This is a genomic window from Streptomyces sp. R21, from assembly GCF_041051975.1.
In the GTDB taxonomy this organism is placed as follows: domain Bacteria; phylum Actinomycetota; class Actinomycetes; order Streptomycetales; family Streptomycetaceae; genus Streptomyces.
In genome coordinates this window covers 2,562,024-2,582,417 of sequence record NZ_CP163435.1, presented here as the reverse complement: position 1 = coordinate 2,582,417, position 20,394 = coordinate 2,562,024, and the positions used below count along the sequence as shown (strand labels likewise).

General features: G+C 72.4%; 15 protein-coding genes. 10 read left to right on the top strand and 5 right to left on the bottom strand.

Translation table 11 applies throughout. The annotated features are described in order from the left end of the window. The first annotated feature begins 163 nt into the window (after positions 1 to 163). The gene (gene cyc2 / locus AB5J56_RS11615) at positions 164 to 2,341 is read left to right on the top strand and encodes a germacradienol/geosmin synthase Cyc2 (RefSeq protein WP_369232614.1); all 2,178 of its coding nucleotides are present in this window, start codon (positions 164 to 166) and stop codon (positions 2,339 to 2,341) included. Here the strand turns inward: cyc2 and AB5J56_RS11610 are convergent. Next, positions 2,310 to 3,815: a hypothetical protein gene (locus AB5J56_RS11610; RefSeq protein ID WP_369232613.1), complete on the bottom strand. Its 1,506-nt coding sequence runs from the start codon at positions 3,813 to 3,815 to the stop codon at positions 2,310 to 2,312. The genes cyc2 and AB5J56_RS11610 overlap by 32 nt on opposite strands. Before the next feature lie 171 nt (positions 3,816 to 3,986). On the opposite strand from AB5J56_RS11610, the gene phsA reads away from it, so the two are divergent. Further along, entirely contained in the window at positions 3,987 to 5,876 is a 1,890-nt protein-coding gene (phsA, locus tag AB5J56_RS11605; RefSeq protein ID WP_369242501.1) for an O-aminophenol oxidase PhsA, read from the top strand. A gap of 184 nt (positions 5,877 to 6,060) precedes the next feature. Further along, positions 6,061 to 6,660 carry a PDZ domain-containing protein gene (locus AB5J56_RS11600; protein ID WP_369232612.1) on the top strand — a complete coding sequence of 200 codons (600 nt, stop codon included), beginning with the start codon at positions 6,061 to 6,063 and terminating at the stop codon, positions 6,658 to 6,660. 28 nt (positions 6,661 to 6,688) lie between these two features. Here AB5J56_RS11600 and AB5J56_RS11595 read toward each other — a convergent pair whose 3' ends face one another. Beyond that, on the bottom strand, positions 6,689 to 7,441 hold the full coding sequence (locus tag AB5J56_RS11595; protein ID WP_369232611.1) for a phosphodiesterase: 753 nt from the start codon (positions 7,439 to 7,441) through the stop codon (positions 6,689 to 6,691). Between the two features lie 170 nt (positions 7,442 to 7,611). Between AB5J56_RS11595 and AB5J56_RS11590 the strand changes: the two genes are divergently transcribed. The 3 genes from AB5J56_RS11590 to AB5J56_RS11580 all read left to right on the top strand — a co-directional run bounded on the left by AB5J56_RS11590 (position 7,612) and on the right by AB5J56_RS11580 (position 10,448). Continuing rightward, entirely contained in the window at positions 7,612 to 8,238 is a 627-nt protein-coding gene (locus tag AB5J56_RS11590) for a LysE family translocator (RefSeq protein ID WP_369232610.1), read from the top strand. Positions 8,239 to 8,333: 95 nt separating this feature from the next. Beyond that, a complete protein-coding gene (locus AB5J56_RS11585) occupies positions 8,334 to 9,455 on the top strand; it encodes a M24 family metallopeptidase (protein WP_369232609.1) in 1,122 nt (373 codons plus the stop codon). Between the two features lie 63 nt (positions 9,456 to 9,518). Beyond that, complete coding sequence (locus AB5J56_RS11580; protein WP_369232608.1) at positions 9,519 to 10,448, top strand: phosphotransferase family protein; 930 nt, start codon at positions 9,519 to 9,521, stop codon at positions 10,446 to 10,448. A gap of 66 nt (positions 10,449 to 10,514) precedes the next feature. On the opposite strand, the gene treZ is transcribed toward AB5J56_RS11580, so the two are convergent. Further along, positions 10,515 to 12,272 (bottom strand): malto-oligosyltrehalose trehalohydrolase, encoded by a 1,758-nt coding sequence (gene treZ / locus AB5J56_RS11575; protein WP_369232607.1) that lies wholly within the window; start codon positions 12,270 to 12,272, stop codon positions 10,515 to 10,517. Between the two features lie 240 nt (positions 12,273 to 12,512). Here treZ and AB5J56_RS11570 point away from each other — a divergent pair, with 240 nt between their 5' ends. The 3 genes from AB5J56_RS11570 to AB5J56_RS11560 all read left to right on the top strand — a co-directional run bounded on the left by AB5J56_RS11570 (position 12,513) and on the right by AB5J56_RS11560 (position 15,011). Further along, positions 12,513 to 13,064 (top strand): FHA domain-containing protein, encoded by a 552-nt coding sequence (locus AB5J56_RS11570; protein ID WP_369232606.1) that lies wholly within the window; start codon positions 12,513 to 12,515, stop codon positions 13,062 to 13,064. 208 nt (positions 13,065 to 13,272) lie between these two features. Further along, positions 13,273 to 14,598, top strand: a complete 1,326-nt coding sequence (locus AB5J56_RS11565) for a M14 family zinc carboxypeptidase (RefSeq protein WP_369232605.1) — start codon at positions 13,273 to 13,275, stop codon at positions 14,596 to 14,598. After that, positions 14,595 to 15,011, top strand: coding sequence for an SSI family serine proteinase inhibitor (locus tag AB5J56_RS11560; RefSeq protein ID WP_369232604.1), 417 nt, complete (start codon positions 14,595 to 14,597; stop codon positions 15,009 to 15,011). Before AB5J56_RS11565 ends, AB5J56_RS11560 begins: the two co-directional genes overlap by 4 nt. Here the strand turns inward: AB5J56_RS11560 and AB5J56_RS11555 are convergent, their stop codons facing one another. Further along, positions 15,012 to 16,259, bottom strand: coding sequence for a M14 family zinc carboxypeptidase (locus AB5J56_RS11555; protein ID WP_369232603.1), 1,248 nt, complete (start codon positions 16,257 to 16,259; stop codon positions 15,012 to 15,014). It abuts the gene before it with no gap. Positions 16,260 to 16,654: 395 nt separating this feature from the next. On the opposite strand from AB5J56_RS11555, the gene AB5J56_RS11550 reads away from it, so the two are divergent. Further along, positions 16,655 to 17,824, top strand: a complete 1,170-nt coding sequence (locus tag AB5J56_RS11550; protein WP_369232602.1) for a cytochrome P450 — start codon at positions 16,655 to 16,657, stop codon at positions 17,822 to 17,824. A 2-nt stretch (positions 17,825 to 17,826) separates the two neighbouring features. On the opposite strand, the gene treY is transcribed toward AB5J56_RS11550, so the two are convergent. Then, positions 17,827 to 20,229, bottom strand: a complete 2,403-nt coding sequence (gene treY, locus AB5J56_RS11545) for a malto-oligosyltrehalose synthase (protein ID WP_369232601.1) — start codon at positions 20,227 to 20,229, stop codon at positions 17,827 to 17,829. Positions 20,230 to 20,394 lie beyond the last annotated feature (165 nt).

The following is a 20,394-nucleotide window of genomic DNA, read 5'->3' as shown; positions in this document are numbered from 1 at the left end:
CGCCACTTGGATCGGACGTCCTGCCGCACCAGCCGTGGTCCGACGTCTGCACCGTCTCCACAGACGCCGTGGGAAACGTGCGGGTTCATCCGTGATTCACGCGATGGTGTGATCATGTCCCGGTCGGCGGATGGCCCCGGAGGGCCCCGGGTAGGGCCCGGCCATGACGCAGCCGTTTCAACTCCCGCACTTCTACATGCCGTATCCCGCCCGGTTGAACCCGAACCTCGACGAGGCCCGCGCCCATTCGAGCGCCTGGGCCCGCGAGATGGGCATGCTGGAGGGCTCAGGAATCTGGGAGCAGTCCGACCTCGACGCGCATGATTACGGGCTGCTGTGCGCGTACACGCACCCCGACTGCGACGGGCCGGCGCTCTCCCTGATCACCGACTGGTATGTGTGGGTGTTCTTCTTCGACGACCATTTCCTGGAGACCTTCAAACGCAGCCAGGACCGCAAGGGCGGCAAGGCCTACCTGGATCGCCTGCCGCTGTTCATGCCGCTCGACCTGTCGACTCCCGTACCGGAGCCGCAGAATCCGGTCGAGGCGGGGCTCGCCGACCTGTGGGCGCGCACCGTGCCGTCGATGTCGCAGGAGTGGCGCAGACGGTTCGCGGTCTCCACCGAGCACCTCCTCAACGAGTCGCTGTGGGAGCTGTCCAACATCAACGAGGGGCGGATCGCCAACCCCGTCGAATACATCGAGATGCGCCGCAAGGTGGGCGGCGCCCCCTGGTCGGCGGGGCTCGTCGAGTACGCGACCGCCGAAGTGCCCGTCGCCGTCGCCGAGTCCAGGCCGCTGCGTGTGCTGATGGAGACCTTCTCCGACGCCGTGCACCTGCGCAACGACCTGTTCTCCTACCAGCGCGAGGTCGAGGACGAGGGCGAACTGAGCAACGGGGTCCTCGTCCTGGAGACGTTCTTCGGGTGCACCACCCAGGAGGCCGCCGAGACCGTCAACGACATCCTCACCTCGCGGCTGCACCAGTTCGAGCACACGGCGTTCACCGAGGTGCCCGCGCTGGCCGTGGAGAAAGGGCTGACACCGGTCGACGTCGCGGCGGTCGCCGCGTACGCGCAGGGCCTGCAGGACTGGCAGTCGGGCGGCCACGAGTGGCACATGCGCTCCAGCCGGTACATGAACGAGGGCGCCTTGTCGGCGTCGCGGCCCTTCGGTGTCGCCGGTTTCGGCACGTCCGCCGCGGACATGCGGGGACTGCTCGCCGACGCCGGGGCCGAGCGGCTGCGCTCCTACACCCACGTGCCCTTCCAGAAGGTCGGTCCCTCCCGACTACCTGATTTCCACATGCCGTTCGAGGTGTCGCTCAGCCCTCATCTCGACGGTGCCCGGCAACGGCTCACTCCCTGGATGCACAGCATGGGGATGCTCCAGGAGGGCGTCTGGGACGAGGACAAGCTGCTCGCGTACGACCTTCCGCTCTGCTCGGCGGGCCTCGACCCGGACGCCACGCCCGAGGAACTCGACCTCAGCTCGCAGTGGCTGTCCTGGGGTACGTACGGCGACGACTACTACCCGATGGTCTTCGGACAGCGCCGCGATCTCGCGGCGGCCAAACTGTGCACCGAGCGGCTGTCGGCCTGCATGCCCCTCGACGGCGAGGACACCCTGCTCCCGGCCAACGGCATGGAGTGCGGACTGATCGACCTGTGGGCCCGTACGACGGCGGAGATGACCCCGGAGCAGAGGCGCACGTTCCGTGCCACTGTGGAGGTGATGACGGAGAGCTGGGTGTGGGAGCTCCTCAACCAGATCCAGAACCGCATCCCGGACCCCGTCGACTACATGGAGATGCGCCGCGCCACCTTCGGCTCCGACCTCACCATGAGCCTGTGCCGCATGGGACACGGCCCCAAGGTGCCGCCGGAGGTCTACCGCAGCGGCCCCGTCCGTTCGCTGGAGAACGCGGCCGCCGACTACGCCTGCCTGCTGAACGACGTGTTCTCGTACCAGAAGGAGATCGAGTACGAGGGCGAGGTGCACAACGGCATCCTCGTCGTGCAGAACTTCTTCGGCTGCGACTATCCCGCCGCGCTCGGCGTCATCCACGACCTCATGACCCAGCGCATGCAGCAGTTCCAGCATGTCGCCGCCCATGAACTGCCCATCCTGTACGAGGACTTCAAGCTCTCGGACGAGGCGCGCGGCATCATGGACGGCTATGTCACAGAGCTGCAGAACTGGATGTCCGGGATCCTGAAGTGGCACCAGGACTGCCGCCGTTACGGCGCGGCGGACCTGGCCCGGCGCGCCCACGGCTTCGTGCCCGACCAGGTGCCCGTGGTGCCCCTCAGCTGGAAGGCGGAGTCACTGGCGCTCTGACGGCGCGGCGGGCCGCCTCGGAGAGCTCCGCGAGGAGAGTGGCCGCGGTGGCCATCACCTCGCGGGCCTGAGCGGCGAGCGCCGGGTCGTCGGACGCGGCGCTCGCCACCGCGTAGTGCTCCTCGACGACGAAGGCGCCGAGGTTCGTGCCACGCCAGTGCGCGACGGAGTCGTCGCCGGGCCGGGTGAGGGCGTCGAACAGGGCGTGCAACGCACGGAAGGCCGCGGGAAGTTCACCGGCCTCGCGCTCCATGCGGGAGAGTTTGAGAAGCGCCGCGACACGTTCGTCGGCCCTCGTCCTGAGCGGAACGAACAGACGGTGGGCGCGCAGCGCCTGGAAGATGTCGCCCAGATCCTCGAACTCGTGGGCCAGCTCGGCGAGTTCGAGGGCGTCCCCGCTGTCGGGTGTCCTGCCGTCCCGTGCGGCGAGGTAGGCGCGGAAGTCGATGTCGTCGAGGGCCCGGATCAGGGTGGCCCTGGCCAGCTCGTCGAGGCCCTGCTCGCGCGCCAGGCCCGTCCAGGTGGACGACGGCTCGTCGGAGTGGTCGGTGCCGAAGAGCGAGTCGTCGAGGCCCTGCGCCCACTCCCGCAGTTCCTCTCCGCCGGCTCCGGGCTCGGGCATGCCGCCGAGGCCGCACCATGTGTCGTACGTCGTCTCGCGGACCTCGTACAGCAGGGGCAGGTCCTCGGGCAGGCCGTGCAGTCCCACCAGGACGGCGGCGAGCCGCAGTTCGTCGGTCATCGACGCCTCGGCCTCGTGTCTCAGCAGATGACGCAGGAGGGTGTGGTCGGTGTCCCGGCGGTCGTACTGGGCCGCGCGCAGGGCGAGCGCGCGCCGCGCCCGGTCCCGGGCCACCTCGTCCCAGGCCGTGCCGTCGCGCAGGAGGGCGAGATCGGCACGCCCCTGCGCGAGGACCGTCTCGGGGAGCGGGGGCCGGGGGTGGCGGTCCAGGAGCTTGTACGCGCAGCCCTCCTCCGCGTTGAGGAGGAGGAAGTCGGGCTCGGTGCGCAGCAGCGCGGCGTACAGCATTCCGATCAGCTCCACGGGGGAGCGTTCGGGGAGGCCCAGCGCGGCGCGGAGTTCGGTGCGCTCGGCGTCGATTCCGTAGTTCTCGCGGATCTCCTCCTCCGTCTCGGCGATCCGCGCGAGGATCCGCTCCTCGCCGTCCTGCGGTGAGAGGTCGAGGTGGTCGCGCCAGCCCGGCAGCCCGATCAGCATCTCCAGCGCCTCGTCGACGCTGTTCCCGATGATCCCGGCCGAGCGCTCGGAGTCCGCGTACAGCACGGAACCGTCCCCGCACACGAAGTACGTACCGCCCGTGTCGTCGCCCGCTATCGGCCGGAGCGGGCCGCCCGACGCGAGCCGGACCGGCTCCACGTGGTCCGCGCGGTCCAGGTCGAAGTCGAAGGGGAAGGCGGCCAGTTCCGCCAGGTGGGTGTCCTGGCGGAGCAGCTGAAGGGCACGGTCGGTCATGCCGCAGAACGTAACAGCCGCCACCGACAACAGGACTTCCCGCTTCCGTATCCGGTTTCCGAACCTTCTCGTCCGGAATGAGGCGTTCAGGGAACTTTGGTGTGTCGTCTGCGGTCTACCGGGGTGAGAGGAACCAACAACAGAACACGGGGGTGTTCGACCTTGACCGACATCATCGAAAGGACCGGCGACCGCGGCACGGGGGAGCGCGGCGACTTACGCACTCCGGGGGAACTCACGCCGTACGCGGCGCCGTTGACGGTCCCGCCGGTCCTCAGGCCACACTCCGCGGACGTGCTCCAGGAGACCGAGATCGCGCTGCGCCCCACCTGGGTGCGGCTGCACCCGCAACTGCCGCCGACCCTGATGTGGGGATACGGCGGCCATGTGCCGGGCCCGACCATCGAGGTGCGCCGCGGACAGCGGGTACGCATCGCCTGGACCAACCGCATTCCCAAGGACAGCGAGTACCCGGTCACCTCCGTCGAGGTGCCCGTCCGCGCCCCGGGCGAGCCGCCCGCCAGCACGGAACCCGGCCGCCAGGGCGTCGAACCGAACAAGGACGTCGCGGCCCTGCCCGCCTGGTCCGTGACGCATCTGCACGGCGCCCAGACGGGCGGCGGCAACGACGGCTGGGCGGACAACGCCGTCGGGTACGGCGACGCCCAGCTCTCCGAGTACCCGAACGACCACCAGGCGGTCCAGTGGTGGTACCACGACCACGCCATGAACATCACCCGGTGGAACGTGCACACGGGCCTGTACGGCACCTACCTCGTCCGTGACGACGAGGAGGATGCCCTCCATCTCCCCTGCGGGGAACGGGAGATACCGCTGCTGCTCGCCGACCGGAACCTGGACACCGACGAGGACGGCCGGCTCAACGGACGGCTGCTGCACAAGACGGTGATCGTCCAGGAGAAGAACCCGGAGACGGGCAAGCCGGTCTCCATCCCGTTCACCGGCCCGTACACCACGGTCAACGGCCGCATCTGGCCGTACGCCGACGTCGACGACGGCTGGTACCGCCTGCGGCTCGTCAATGCGTCCAACGCCCGCATCTTCAACCTCGTCCTCATCGACGAGGACGGCACCCCGGTGCCGGGCGTCCTGCACCAGATCGGCAGCGACGGCGGACTGCTGCCGCGCCCGGTGCCGGTCGACTTCGACGACGCGCTGCCCGCGCTGCCCGTCGCCCCGGCCGAGCGGTTCGACCTGCTCGTGGACCTGCGCGGACTCGCGGGCAGGCGGCTGCGGCTGGTGAACAAGGGGCGCAACCAGCCGGCGGGCGTGCCCGACCCGGCGGGCGACGTGCGCTACCCCGACGTGCTGGAGCTGCGGGTCAAGGAGAGCGGCGAACCGGACACCTTCGAACTGCCCGAGGTGCTGTCGGGTTCCTTCCGCCGGCTCACGCACGACATCGAGCACGGCCACCGGCTCATCGTGCTCACGCCGCCCGCCACCAAGGGCGCCGGCGGGCACCCGGAGATCTGGGAGATGACCGAGATCGAGGACCCGGGCGACGTCCAGGTCCCGACCGACGGCGTCGTCCGACTGACCGGCCAGGACGGCACCACCAAGACGTACCGGCGTACGTCACGCACGTTCAACGACGGGCTCGGCTTCACCATCGCCGAGGGCAGCTACGAGCAGTGGAGCTTCCTCAACCTGGCGCCGATCGTGCACCCGATGCACATCCACCTGGCCGACTTCCAGCTGCTGGGCCGCGACGCCTACGACGTGTCGGGCTTCGACCCGGCGATCGGCGGCACGACCAGGCCGATCGCCTTCGACCCGAAGACGGAGCTGCCGCTGGCTCCCAACGAACGCGGCTACAAGGACGTGTTCCGGGTGCCCGGCGGCCAGGTGCTGCGCGTCATGGGCAAGTTCGACGGTGCGTACGGCCGGTTCATGTACCACTGCCATCTGCTGGAGCACGAGGACATGGGCATGATGCGGCCCTTCGTCGTCATGCCCAAGGAGGCCCTGAAGTTCGACCACGGGGCGGGGCACGGCGGCCACGGCGGCCACGACACCCATGGCGGTGGTCACCCGGGCTGAGGTCTCGCGCACCGGCTCACGCCCGCGCCCGGAGGATCGGGCGCGGGCGCGAGCCCCGGCGGCAGCGCACCACTCGCACGCGCTGGACCGCCTCGAACGCGCGTGTCAGTCTCACTCGTTCGTGAATCGTCGCGCACCGGAGCGCCGGGTAGAGCATCTGCCGGGGGCGATCCGGAGGCGAACCATGGAACAGACTGCGTTGCGTCCCAAGCCCATGCCGGGCCGGGAACCGGGCGACGGCCGTAAACCGGGTGCCACGCCCCGGCGTCCGCACGCCGCGCGGCGACGCGGCAGGCGGCTCACGACCCTGTTGTTCGGCCTGTTCGTCGGCGTGGTCCTGGTCCTGTCGGGTGTCGGGCTCGGCACGGTGGGGGCCGCGGTGATCGGGATGAGCAAGCTCGCCGATCTGCAACAGCAGGCGGGCCGGTCCGTACCGCCGGGACATGCGCCGGGGCCTTCCTCCGCCACCAAGTCGGCTCCCGTCAGCGGGAGTTCGAGCCCAATGGCGTCGGTCACAGACGTCACGCTCGGCGTCGAGGTCGTCGACGCCCCGAGCGGCAAGGGTGCACTTCTGGTCGGCGTCCACGTCCCGGGCCCCGGCTACACCGCCGGTCTCGTCCGGGGCGACGTCGTGCTCGCCCTCGGCGGGACCCGGGTGACCACGGCCGCCGAGCTCGCACGGGCGGTGGCAGGCGCACACCCCGGGACCTCCGTCACGCTGAGCATCCGCCACGCCAACGGCAACCGACAGCAACTGTCCGCCGTGCCAGGAATTCTGACGTAGCGTCACCTCATCGGGGTGGGGGGGGATGTCAGACCACCCTGAAGTGGCTCGTCAACCGCCCCTCGTCGTCCAGGACATGGAACGCGAGCCCGGGAGGCGCTTCCCGGTCCGCGACCGCCTCGCCCTCCCAGGGCAGCCGCAGCGTCCAGGTCACGCCCGGGCCGACGACGAGCGGTCGCCCGGCGAACGTGGTGGCCGCGGGTGTGTGCGCATGCCCCGTGATGAGCCCGACGACCTCGGGCCTGCGCTCCAACAGCCCCGCCAGGGCGTGCGGTTCACGCAGCTGATAGGCGTCCGGAAGCGGATGGTGCAGCGCCACCGGTGGGTGGTGGAAGGCGAGCAGCGCGGGAAGGGAGCCGTCGAGTTCGTCGAGCGTCGACTCCATCCAGGCGTACGTCTCCTCGTCGAACTCGCCCTCGTCGCGGCCCGGAATGCTGGAATCGCACATCAGGACGGCGGCGTCGTCGAAGACGTGCACGCTGTTGACCGGCCCCTCGGCCGCGGGCTCGCCGAGCAGTGCCTTCCGGTAGGGGGCGCGGCTGTCGTGGTTGCCCGGGCAGGTGAGTACGGGGAACGGGGTGCCGGTGTCCCGCAGCCCGAGGATCCGCGCGGCCTCCTCGTACTCGGCCTCCGTGCCGTGGTCCGCGATGTCCCCGGTCACCAGCAACGCGTCCACGCGCCCGGACAACCCCCACAGCCGGTCCCGCACCTGCTCGGCCCGCCGTGTCGCCCGCTCGGTCCCGTCCAGATGCAGATCGCTGATGTGCGCCAGTACGAGCATCGTCGTCGGCCTCCTCTTGGTGTCCGCTTTTGGTGTCCACTTGCCGTCCGCCATTAATGGGACACACGGATCAAACCATTAGATCTAATGCTTCATCAACCCTCAGGCATTAGAGGGGTGAACGGATAAAGAGCTGGCCCCCTACGACGCCACGCGCCACGATGGGCGCCATGCTGAGCACCCTTCTCGCCTTCCTAGGCGCCTGCACCCTGATCGCCGCCTCGCCCGGACCGAGCACCGTGCTGATCATCAAGCAGTCGCTGCAGAGTCGGCGCTCCGGCTTTCTGACGGTGCTCGGCAACGAGACGGGCGTCTTCATCTGGGGGGTCGTCGCCGCATTCGGCCTCACCGCTCTGCTCGCGGCCTCCGAGATGGCGTACGACGTCATGCGGATCGTCGGCGCGGTCGTGCTCATCGGCTTCGGCGTCCAGACGCTGCGGCAGGCGCGCAGGTCAAAGGGGGAGGCCGTGGACGGCAGCGGTTGGGAGAGCACCGGGAAGAGCGGCCTTGCCTCCTACCGGGGCGGACTGCTGCTCAACCTCGCCAACCCCAAGGCGGCGATCTTCGCGATGTCCTTCCTCCCGCAGTTCGTGCCCGAGGGCGCACCGCAGCTGCCCACCATGGTCGGACTCGCCGCGCTCTGGGCGGTCTACGAGATCGGCTACTACGGCCTGTATGTGTGGTTCGTCGGCCGGATGAAGACCGTGCTGTCCCGGACCGGTGTGCGCCGGCGCCTCGAACAGGTCTCCGGCGGTGTCCTGCTGCTGCTGGGCGCCCGGCTCGCCCTGGAGAGCTGACGCAACGGCGGTAACCGGCTCGCGCACACTTCCGTCGAGGGGCAGGATGCTGCCCGTAGGCGGAACCGGGGAACTCCGGACAGACGGAGGTATGGATGACCAGCACGCCAGCGCCCTTCACGGCCGGTGACTACGAGGCCCGTATGCGGCGCGCGGCGGACGCCGCCGCGGACGCCGGGCTCGACGGCGTGCTGATCGCGCCCGGGCCGGATCTGGTCTGGCTGACGGGCTACCGGCCCGTGGAGACCGAGCGGCTCACCCTGCTGGTGCTGCGGACCGGACAGGACCCCGTCCTGGTCGTGCCCACCCTGGAGGCGCCGGACGCGGCCGCGTCGGCCGGCGCGCCCGCGCTGACGCTCCGCGACTGGACCGACGGCAAGGACCCCTATGAGGCGGCCGTCTCCCTGATGCGGGGCAGTGGCCGCTTCGGCGTCAGCGACAACGCCTGGGCCATGCATCTGCTCGGCCTCAGGAAGCGGCGCCCGGACACCGACTACATCGCCCTCACAGACGCCCTGCCGATGCTGCGGGCCGTCAAGGACCAGACGGAACTGGACCGCCTGGCGGCCGCGGGAGCGGCCGCGGACGCAACGTTCGAGGAGATCCGGAAGGTTCCCTTCGCAGGCCGCAGGGAGGCCGAGGTGGCCGGTGACCTGGCCGATCTGCTGCGGCAGTTCGGGCACTCCCAGGTCGACTTCACGATCGTCGCCTCGGGCCCGAACGGCGCCAACCCGCACCACGAGGCCGGTGACCGCGTCATCGAGCGCGGCGACATGGTCGTCCTCGACTTCGGCGGCCTGAAGCACGGCTACGGCTCCGACACCTCCCGCACGGTCCACGTCGGCGAGCCGGACGCGGAGGAGCGCAAGGTGCACGACCTCGTGCGCGCGGCCCAGGAGGCGGGCGTCGCGGCGGTCCGGCCGGGCATCGCCTGCCAGGAGGTCGACCGGGCGGCCCGCGCGGTCATCACCGACGCCGGATACGGCGAGTACTTCATCCACCGCACCGGGCACGGCATCGGCGTCACCACGCACGAACCGCCGTACATGATCGAGGGCGAGGAGAAGCCCCTGGTGCCCGGGATGTGCTTCTCCGTGGAGCCCGGCGTCTACCTGCCGGGCCGCTTCGGGGTGCGCATCGAGGACATCGTGACGGTGACCGCGGACGGCGGGCGCCGCCTCAACACCACCTCCCGCGAGCTGGTGATCGTCGACTGACGTGTACCCACCGACCACCCGGCGAGAGCCCCGCCCACGCCCCCGGACGAGACCGGCGCGACCATGACCCAGGCACCGACACCGACAGCGGACACCGTCCGCCGGCTGGTCCTGTCCCTGCTGCCGAACGGCGGGGCGGCGGGCGCGGGACCGCACGTGCGGCCCGTGGGCGAGGGCGGTGAGCACTCCAGCTGGTGGGTCGGCGCCCGCCATGTGCTGCGGCTCGCCCCCGACCGCGACGCCTCCGCGCGCCTGCGCCGTGAACTGCGGCTGCGCGATCTGGTCCGCCCGCACATCGGGGTCGCCGTCCCCGTGAGCGTCGCGCACGGCGAGTGGACGAGCGGTCTCGGCTACACCCTGGACACCCGGCTGCCCGGCACCACCGGCGAACAGCAGGGCGTCTCGGCGATCGGCGAGAACGACCTGGCGGCGCTGCTCACGGGCCTGCGCGAGGTGCCCGTACGTCAGGCGGAGGCGCTCGGCGTGCCACGTGCCACGCCGCGCTCCCTGGAGGCGCTGCGGAGCGCCGCCGCGAGCGCTGCCCAGCGGCTCGCCGCCGCCGACGAGTTCGACCCCGCGCGGCTCGCCCAGCTCAAGGCCTCCGCCGCCGTCCAGCTCGCCGCCCAGCCCGGCGTCGCGGTCCTCGTGCACCACGACCTCAGGGGCGAACACCTCATGGTCAGCGCCGACGGGCGGGTGCGCGGCGTCCTCGACTGGACCGGCGCGGTCCTGGGCGATCCCGCCGAGGACATCGCGGGGCTCGCCGTCGCCGTCGGCGCCCCCGCCGCCGTACGCGCCGCCACGCTCGCCGGCTACGGCGCCCGGCCCTGTCTGCGCGGCCTGTGGCTGTCGCGCTGCGACACCGTGACCCGCCTCGCCGAGCACCTGCGGGACGGCGAGACCGGCCCGGTCCCGCTCCTGCGCATCCAGCTCCGCCGCGCCTGGGAGGCGATCCTCCTCGAACGCGTCACAGAACTCCCGGGCGACGACTGACCCGCGTGGCCCTCACGGGGTTTCCGACAGATCCTCGCGGCGTCGCACTGATCTGTCAGAAACCCCCTAGGCCTGCGCCAGCACCACGCACGACTCGCCCGGCAGATGCAGCAGCCCGTCCGCGCCCGGCCGGTCCACCGGCTCCCACGCGGCCAGTACGCGCGCGTTGCGGATGCCCAGCGGGATCGCCGCGGAGTCCTTGCCGAGGTTCACGGCCACCTGGACGTCCCCGCGGCGGAACGCGATCCAGCGTGCCCCCTCGTCGTGGGCGACCTTGACCGCCGCGAGATCGGGGTCCGAGAGGTCCCGCTGGCTGTGGCGCAGCGCGATCAGGTCGCGGTACCAGTCCAGCACGCGCGCGTGGAGCCCGTTTTCCGCGCCGGAGGCCGGCTCCGACCAGTCGAGGCAGGAGCGGTCCCGGGTCGCCGGGTCCTGCGGGTCGGGTACGTCCTCCTCGGCCCAGCCGTGCGCCGCGAACTCCCGCCGCCTGCCCCGCCGTACGGCCTCCGCCAGCTCCGGATCGGTGTGGTCGGTGAAGAACTGCCAGGGCGTGCCCGCGGCCCACTCCTCGCCCATGAACAGCATCGGCGTGAACGGTGAGGTGAGCACCAGCGCCGCCGCACAGGCCAGCAGCCCGGGGGAGAGGGACGCCGAGAGCCGGTCGCCCTGGGCGCGGTTGCCGATCTGGTCGTGGGTCTGCGAGTAGCCCAGCAGCCGGTGCGCCGACATGCGCGTACGGTCCAGGCGGCGGCCGTGGTGGCGGCCGCGGAAGCTCGAATACGTGCCGTCGTGGAAGAAGCCCGACGTCAGGGTCTTCGCGAGTGCCGCGACCGGGGCCCGCCCGAAGTCCGCGTAGTAGCCCTGCGCCTCACCGGTCAGCGCGGTGTGCAGGGAGTGATGGAAGTCGTCGTTCCACTGGGCGTGCAGTCCGAGGCCGCCCTCCTTGCGGGGGGTCACGAGCCGCGGGTCGTTCAGGTCCGACTCGGCGACCAGGAAGAGCGGCCGGTCCAGCTCGGCGGCGAGGCCGTCCACGGCTGTCGACAGCTCCTCCAGGAAGTGGCACGCGCGCGTGTCCTTCAGTGCGTGCACCGCGTCCAGGCGCAGCCCGTCGAGCCGGTAGTCCCGCAGCCACGCCAGCGCGCTGCCGACGAGATACCCGCGCACCTCGTCCGAGCCGGGCGCGTCCAGGTTCACCGCGGAGCCCCAGGGCGTGTGGTGGGTGTCCGTGAAGTACGGCCCGAACGCGGGCAGGTAGTTGCCGGACGGGCCGAGGTGGTTGTGCACCACGTCCAGGACGACACCGAGGCCGAGTTCATGTGCCCGGTCGACAAATCGCTTCAGCGCCTCGGGGCCGCCGTACGGCTCGTGGACCGCCCAGAGGGAGACGCCCTCGTACCCCCAGCCGTGCCGTCCGGGGAACGGGCACAGCGGCATCAACTCGACGTGGGTGATGCCCAGTTCCACGAGGTGTCCGAGCCGCCCGGCGGCCGCGTCGAGCGTGCCCTCGGGGGTGTACGTCCCCACGTGCAGCTCGTACAGGACCGCACCCGGCAGCGGACGCCCCGGCCACTCGGCGCGCCAGGCGTAGCGCTCGGGGTCGACCACCGCGCTCAGCCCGTCGGGGCCGTCCGGCTGGCGGCGCGAGCGGGGATCGGGCAGCACCGGGCCGTCGTCCACCGCGAACCCGTACCGCGTGCCGTCCCGCGCGTCCGCCTCGCCCGTCCACCACCCGGCGCGCTGCGGATCGCGCTCCAGGGCGCTCACGGCGCCCTCGCAGTGGAGCGTCATCCGGTCGGCCTGCGGTGCCCACACCTCGAACCGCACAGAGGGTTCCCCCTTGTCTGCTCACCTGTTCGCTTGTCCGCTGTCACTCACCTGTCGCCCACCGCGACGCAGTCCTCGCTCACTGCGACGCGGTCCGTCCATGGTGCGTCACACGAGATCAATTCGCTTTCGGATCCACCCTTTTGCCGCCCTTCTGCCGCACGGAACGACCCTGTCGGCCGCAGTGGTCGTTTCCCCGTTTTCTGGACACCCCGCCCGGGCTGACCGACAATCACCAGCGTGACGTCGTCCTTCGAGTTCCACACCTACCCCGCGCGGTTGTCCGACGCGGAGCGCGACCGGGCGCTGAAGGCGCTCCGCGACGGCGTCGCCCTCGGCCGTCTCTCGCACGACACCTTCATCCGCCGCATGGAACTCGCCCTCACCGCCCGCAGGTCCGACGAACTCGCCGCCCTCACCGCCGACCTGCCCACCGAGAACCGCTGGTCGAAGCTGGTGTTCGGCACCGTCGAGGCGGTCTCCGGCTTCACCGTGCGGCTGCGCAGGGCCTGGCAGGCCGAGCGGCTGCCGAAGCTGCTCCTGCCCAACCCGGGCAGCCCCTACCCGCTGCGCATCGGCCGCGATCCCGCGAGCGGGCTGCGACTGAGCCACGAGACGGTGTCCCGGGTGCACGCCGAACTGAGCCGGCACGGCGGCCTGTGGGTGCTGCGCGACCTCGGCTCCACCAACGGCACGACCGTCAACGGGCGGCGCGTGATCGGTGCGGCCGTCGTGCGGGACGGCGACATGGTCGGCTTCGGGCGGATGTCGTTCCGGCTGTCCTCGGGCTGAGCGGCCGGGGGACGGAGGCCGGGACACCGGGCCCGCAGAACTCTGGCCTGGGATTCACACAGGGCTCACGATCAACTTCCCTTACCTTCCGCAGTGTTGACGTACCTCTTGAGCCGTGACTGACTGTGCGTACACCATGCACACCAGGTGAAACGACGGCATCGCACAGTGGAGGTGTCCCCTGCCGCCACTCCTGCGCTACCCGACCGTGGACGAGCTGGGCGCCCGTGCCGCAGCGCTCGTCGCCCGCCGCCCCCGGGACGCCCGGCTGCGCCGCGTGGGCACCTCCCGGGCAGGCAACCCGCTCTGGCTCCTGTCCGTCGGGCACGGCAGCCGCCAGGCCCTCGTCGTCGCCGGACCGCACGCCAACGAACCCGTGGGCGGCGCCACCGTGCTGCGGCTCGCCGAACGGGCGCTGGCCGACCCCCGGTTGTGCGAGGGCGCGGACGCCACCTGGAACCTGCTGCTCTGCCTCGACCCCGACGGCTCCCGCCGCAACGAGGCCTGGCTGACCGGCCCTTACACGCTCGGCCACTACTTCCGGCACTTCTTCAGACCGGGCTTTCTGGAGCAGCCCGAGTGGCTGCCCGAGGGCGCGGACGGCGCCGCGCTGCCCGAGACCCGCACCCTCCTCGAACTCCAGGACGAGCTGCGGCCGTTCCTCCAGTGCTCCCTGCACGGCGTCGACGTGGGAGGCGCCTTCGTCGAGCTCACCCGCGACCTGCCCGGACTGCCGCACCGGGTCGCGCAGACCGCGGCGCGCCACGGCATCCCGCGCGAACTCGGGCCCTACGACACGCTGTACTGGCCGGCGCTCGGTCCCGCCGTCTACCGCATCCCCCCGCCGCGCCGCGGAGACCTGGCCGCCGCGATCACGGAGGCCGCGGTCGAGTCCACCTGGTTCCACCCGCACCGGCACGGCACGGTGACCGCGGTCGTCGAGGCCCCCATGTGGGGTGTGGCCGCCGTAGAGGACGCCACGCCGCCCGCCGACGCCGACGCGGCCCTGCGCGCCGTCAGCGCCACGCTGCGCCGCGACACGCGCCTCCTGTTGGACCTCCTCACCCGGCTGCGCCCGCACCTGGCCGCCTCTCCGGACACGGCCTGCCTCCTCGCACCCGTCGACGACTATTTACTGGTCGGCCCCGGCCTCGCCGACTCCTGGGACCCCGACACCCACGACGGCGGGGTGCGCTCATTGACGCCGCTCAACACCGCCCGCCTGACGTCCCTGACCCTCGCGGGACGCCGCGTCGCCCTGCGCACCGCCGGGCTGCTGCGCCAGCTCGTGACCGGCTCCGGGCACGACCCGTGCGAGGTGCTGCCCGAGCTCGACCGGCTCATCGACGCGTGGTGCGCCGACTACCGGGACGGTCACGGGGCACGCTGGATACCGGTCGCACGCCAGGTCGAATACCAGGCGCGGGTGGTGCTCGCCGCGTTCGAACTCGCCGCGAAGCAGGCGCCCGTGCGCTCCCGTTCGGGTGAGAGCGGGTGGGGCTCGCAGCCCGCCGTGCCGATGCACCAGGAATGACACGAACCACTCAAGCGGTACGAGGCGGTCTCCTCGCGGCGGCGGCCCTGCTCACGGCCTGCGCTCTCCCGGCGCAGGCCGCGCCCCGGGAGGCCGTTCCCGGGAACTGGCTCTACCTCACGCTCACCCGCGGCGACGCCCGCTTCAGCGACACCCGCGGCACCCTGCTGCTCTGCGATCCGCCCCAGGGCCACGCGCACGCGGCCGAGGCCTGCGAGGAACTCCGCGCCGCGGACGGGCGCGTCGACCGGATCCCGCCCAGGGCCGACGTCCTCTGCCCGATGATCTACGCGCCGGTCACCGCCTCGGCCCGCGGCGAGTGGAACGGTCGCCCGACCGACTACCGGCACACCTTCTCCAACTCCTGCCTGCTGGGGGCCGAGACGGGCGCGGTGTTCCTGCTGGCGGAGTGACTAGGCCGCGATCCGCGCGTGGCGGGCCGCCGCGATGACCGTACGGGACTGGTGCTCGACCTGGTGCTCCAGCGGGACCCAGCGGGCGCTGAAGCGCTCGGCGAAGGCGTCGCACCAGGTCGCCACGAGCTGCTCCAGATGCGGAGCCGCACGGTCGTCGGCCTCCTGCAGGACCCGCAGCAGCATCGCCGCGGCCCGCAGCGGGAGCCGACGGCCGAACGCGTCCACGCTGCCCACGTACGCCATCGTGGTGTCCGCCGGCGGCGTCTGGACCCAGTCGTCGGCCAGGCCCGGCACCAGCTCCAGCGCCCACTTGGCGGCCCGCAGCAGCGGTCCGTCGGGGCCGCTCAGCCGCGGCAGCACCTCCGCGAGGACCCGCTCCACCTGGAGCGCGTCCCGCAGCAGCCGCCGCGCCAGCCGCCGCATCGCCTCCGCCGGTGCCGGATGCGGTGCCGGGTCGTCCACCAAGTCGCTGGCCCACATGGGTACTTCGACGACCGCCGTCAGCCCGCCGTACCGATGCGCGTGGTACCAGGTGCTGTGCCGCGCGTCGTCGGGCATGCTCGGGTACGCCACGTCCGAGCCGGGCGCCGGCATCACATGCACCCCGGGCCCGGAGGCGGGCCAGCCCGCCGCGTCGGAGGCGCCGGTCTCCACCGGGATGCGCAGCTCCGCCGCGGACTTGGCGAACGGCTCGGCGAGCCCCGGGATGTCCCTGGTCAGCTGCACCCAGCTGCCGCCCAGATCGGTGCCGTGCAGGGTCACCTGGAGGTACGGCCGCACCTCGTCGATGACCCGGGTGAGTGCCCGGGTCTCCGGCGGCAGCCGGTCGGGCGGCAGGACGGAGGGCGACCACTCCGGCTGCTCGGGTCCGGCGGGACGGAAGAAACCGAGGTGGTAGTCGAGCAGCGTGCGCGGCGCGGGCGTAACGTGCAGGCTCGCCCCGTCGGGGTCCGCGCAGAGCAGGAAGTGCCAGGAGGTGCCGGCCCGCAACTCCCGCTCGCGCAGTACACGTTCGACCAGCGCCAGCAGCGTCGAACCACCGGTCGGTTCGTTCGCGTGCGCACCCGCCACGACGAGGACCGCGCGCCGCGCGTGACCGACGGACAGTAGGTGCAGGGGCCTGCCGGCCCGGGAGACACCGACCTGCCTGAGGCGGCACAGTGCTGGGCGATGGGCTGCCAATGCCCGGGCGGACGAGACGATTTCGGCCACACTGGGGTAGCGCAACTCCAGCAGGAGACTCACCCCCGACTTGTCCGCTTTGGGTCGCCTTTGCAGTACTCCATGAAGGGGGTTGAACTGTCAAGCAGACGACGGGGAGGCTCCAGGGGGCGCCAAGTGGCATTTACTGCCAGCGGGTGAACGTATCGGATCGAAAGGGGTGTATCCCTTCGTGGATCGCCCCGCCGACCGGCGCGGGAACGGAGCGCGGGAGCCCCGGCACGCGCGCGAGCCCCGGGAGCGCGCGCGGGCGTGCGCCGGGACGGTTACGCCCCTTGGGCAGGACGGCCCCGACGCTCCGAGAGCGCCGCTGTCACCCGTACGGGCCGGTGAGAACTGCGGTCAGGAGTCCGCGGTGGTCCGCTGGGAGCAACCGCGCGCACCACCCCGGCGCGCCGACGTACAGGCGGGAGCCGGCGGTGCTCTGTCTTCCCGGATTCGCCGGCCCTTCGACCGGACGAACCTCCCTGGCCACCGTCTCCCCCGGGGCGCTGCGGCCAGGCCCCGCCGGGCCCCCGCCGAGCCTCCTGGACCCGGCGGTCGAGCGCGACCCGTACCCGCTGTACCGCACCCTCCGCGAGCACTTCCCCCTCGTGTACGACGCCCCGTTCGGCGCCTGGCTGGTCAGCCGGTACGCCGACGTACGCACCGCGATCGAGGACCCCCGGCTCGTCGCGCCGCCGCCCGGACGCACTCCGGCCCATCAGGTGGACGGCCCGCACCGGGCCCTCGCGTCGGCGGCGTTCCGCGGGCCGGCCCCGGCCGCCCTGGCCGCGGGTGTCGAGCGGACGGCGTACGTCCTGGCCCGCCGCCTCGCCGGCCGCCGGGAGGCCGATCTCGTCGCCGAGTTCTGCCACTGGCTGCCGGCCGCGGCCGCCGTCGCCGCACTGGGGCTGCCGTACGAGGACACCGCGCGCGTGCACGCATGGTGCCGCACGGGCCTCGACCACCTCGGCGGCCATCACCCCGAACTCGACGCCTTCCTGCGCCCGTACCTCGCCCGCCGCCGCGCCCACCCGGGCACCGATCTGCTGTCCGTGCTGTGCACGGCGCGTGTCGACGGGCGCCCGCTGCCCGACGAGGCCGTGACCGGGCTGGCCGGGACCCTGCTCGGGGCGGGCGGCGACACGACCGCCCGGGCGCTGGCCTCGTTCCTCGCCAACCTCCTCGACCACCCGGCCCAGCTGGCGGCCGTCCGCGCCCGCCCCGAACTGGCGTCCGGAGCCTGGGCGGAATCACTGCGCCGAGATCCGCCGCTGCACGTCGTGCTGCGCCGCGCCGCCGAACCGGTCGGCGCCGTACCGGCGGGCGCCACGGTGGCCTGCCTGCTCGGCGCCGCGGGCCGCGACCCGGCACGGTTCGCCGACCCGGACCGCTACGACGCCTTCCGCACCGACCCGGGCCACCTCGCGTACGGCTCCGGCCACCACTCCTGCCCGGGCACCCTCCTGGCCCGCCTCACCGCGGAACACGGTCTGAACGCCCTGCTGGCCGCCGCACCGGACCTCCGCTGGGCCCCAGGGTTCCGGCCCACCGGGGAGGGCCTGGTCAGCCGCTCCCCGCGGGCCCTCCTGGTCCGCTGCCGCTGAGGTCAGCCGCTCTCCGGCCCGCCTTCCCCGACCCGTTCCAGCAACGCCACGGGCAGCGTCTCGAAAAGCTCCTCCACGCGCGCGTGCCCCGTGAACTTCCGTCCCGGAGTGAGGACATCGGTCCACCGTCCGGCGGGGAGCGGCAGCCGGGTGTCGCGCCAGCCGCCCGCCCGGGCCAGCCTCAAGGACATGCGCGTGACGGCCGTGAGGACCTCTCCGGAGCGGGCGAAGGCGACACAGTGCGCGGCGGCCGGGCCCTCGGCCGACAGCGGGGTGTACGTCGCCGCGTCGCCGAAGGCGGTGGGCCGGCGGGCGCGCAGCCGCAGCGCGGCCGTGGTGAGCTCCGTCTTCTCGGAGGGCTGTTCGGCAGGGGTGAAGGGGCTGCGGTTGTCCGGGTCCACCAGTGCCAGGTACTCGGCCTCCGTGCCCTGGTAGACATCCGGTACCCCGGGCATCGTCAGATGGACCAGCGCGGCGCCCAGGACGTTGGCCCGTACGTGCAGCGCGAGCGATGTGCGCAGGTCCGTCACTAGCCGCCCGGGGGAGCCGCACGGACCTTCCGCGACGAACGCCGCCACCGCCTCCTCGTACGCGGGCTCCTGCTCGGTCCACGCGGTGTGCAGCCCCGCCTCCCGGACGTGCTTCAGGAGGGCTCCTTGGAGACGTTCCTCGGCGGCCGGGCCGAGCCCGAACAGGGTCTGCCAGGCGGCCCACGCGAGCTGCGGGTCGGGGACGCCGGTGCCGGCCCGGGTCACCTCGGCCAGGACGTCGGCCCACCGCTCGGGGCACTGGGTGAGCACCGACAGCGCCGCACGGACGTCACCGCTCCGTTTCGTGTCGTGCGTCGACAGCACCGTCCCCATGGCGGGCCAGTCGCGCTGCACGCGCGCGCAGTAGGCGTGGAAGTCGTCCGGCGACACGGCCGGGCTCCCCGGGTTCCCGCCGACCTCGTTGGCCGACAGCAGGGGCTGGTAGCGGTAGAACGCCGTGTCCTCCACGGACTTGGCCCGCAGCGCCGACGACGTCTGCGCGAACCGCGCCCGGAACTCCGCCCCCGCGGGCCCTTCACCGGCCCGGCCGAGCACCAGATCCCGTACGACGTCCACGGCCCGCGCCTCCTCCGGCACCGTGAAGGCCGTCCGGGCCTCGTCCGCGGCGGCGCCGGTGACGATCGAGGCGGCGTCCGTGGAGGGGTAGGGCCGGTACACCTCCATGCGGACGAGGAGTTCCCGCAGGGCGCTGCCCAGGGCCCAGGGGGCGCGGTCGCGCAACGCCAGGTCCTCGGACCCGGCGCACAGCCGGCTCGCCACGCGCGTGAGGCGGTCCGTCTCCGTGGCCAGTTCGTGCGTGACCACCTTGTACGCGGCCCGCCGTACCGTCGACTCCCAGTGCCCTCCGCGGTCTGCCTGCACGGCCGCGAACCGCCGGTACTGGCCGAGGAGTTCGCCCGCGCCGGCCGGGTCCGTGAAGAGACCGTCGACCTGTCGCAGCGCGTCGTAGCCGGTGGTGCCCGCGACGGGCCACGCGGCCGGCAGGGGCTCGCCGTCCGCGAGGATCTTCTCGACCACCGTCCAGCGCCCCCCGGTCGCCTCGTGCAACCGGCGCAGATAGGCGTCCGGGTCGGCGAGGCCGTCGGGATGGTCGATGCGCAGCCCCTCGACCACGCCGTCGCGGAGCAGCTCCAGGATCTTCGCGTGGGTCGCCGCGAACACCTCCGGGTCCTCCACCCGCACCCCGATCAGCTCCGAAATGCTGAAGAAGCGCCGGTAGTTGAGCTCGGTACGGGCCAGCCGCCACCACGCCGGGCGGTACCACTGCGCGTCGAGAAGCCGCGGCAACGGCAGCTTCTCGGTCCCTTCCCGCAGCGGGAACACCTGGTCGTAGTAGCGCAGGACGTCACCGTCGACCTTGAGATGGCCGATCTCCGCGCCCAGCGGGCCACCGAGCACCGGCAGCAGCAGCCGTCCGCCCTGCGCCTCCCAGTCGATGTCGAACCAGTGCGCGTACGGCGACGCGGGGCCCTCCCGCAGCACCTCCCAGAGGGCGTGGTTGTGGCGCGGCGTCATGGCCATGTGGTTCGGCACGATGTCCACCACCAGGCCGAGGCCGTGCTCCCGCGCGGTGCCCGCCAGCGAGCGCAGTCCCTCCTCGCCGCCCAGCTCGCCCCGCACGCGCGCGTGGTCCACCACGTCGTAGCCGTGCGTCGATCCGGGGACGGCCTCCAGAACGGGCGACAGGTGCAGATGCGAGACGCCGAGCGACGCCAGGTACGGCACCGCCGCCTCGGCTGCCGCGAAGGGGAACTCCGGCTGGAGCTGAAGCCGGTAGGTGGCGGTCGGTGCAGCGGGGACCGGGGGCCCGGGCACCGGGGCCGGGATCACCGGGTCGGGACGCTCAGGTGTCATGGAGACCTACGTACCCGCCCGGCCGCGTTTCGTGTCACCGACGCACGCAAACGAGCTGCGCGCGCCGGGAAACCGACCCCACGCGCGCCGACCCAGGACCCGAAACCGGCCTCCACGCGCGCGTGCGCCCCCACGGCCTCCACGCGCGCGTGCGCCCCACGTCCC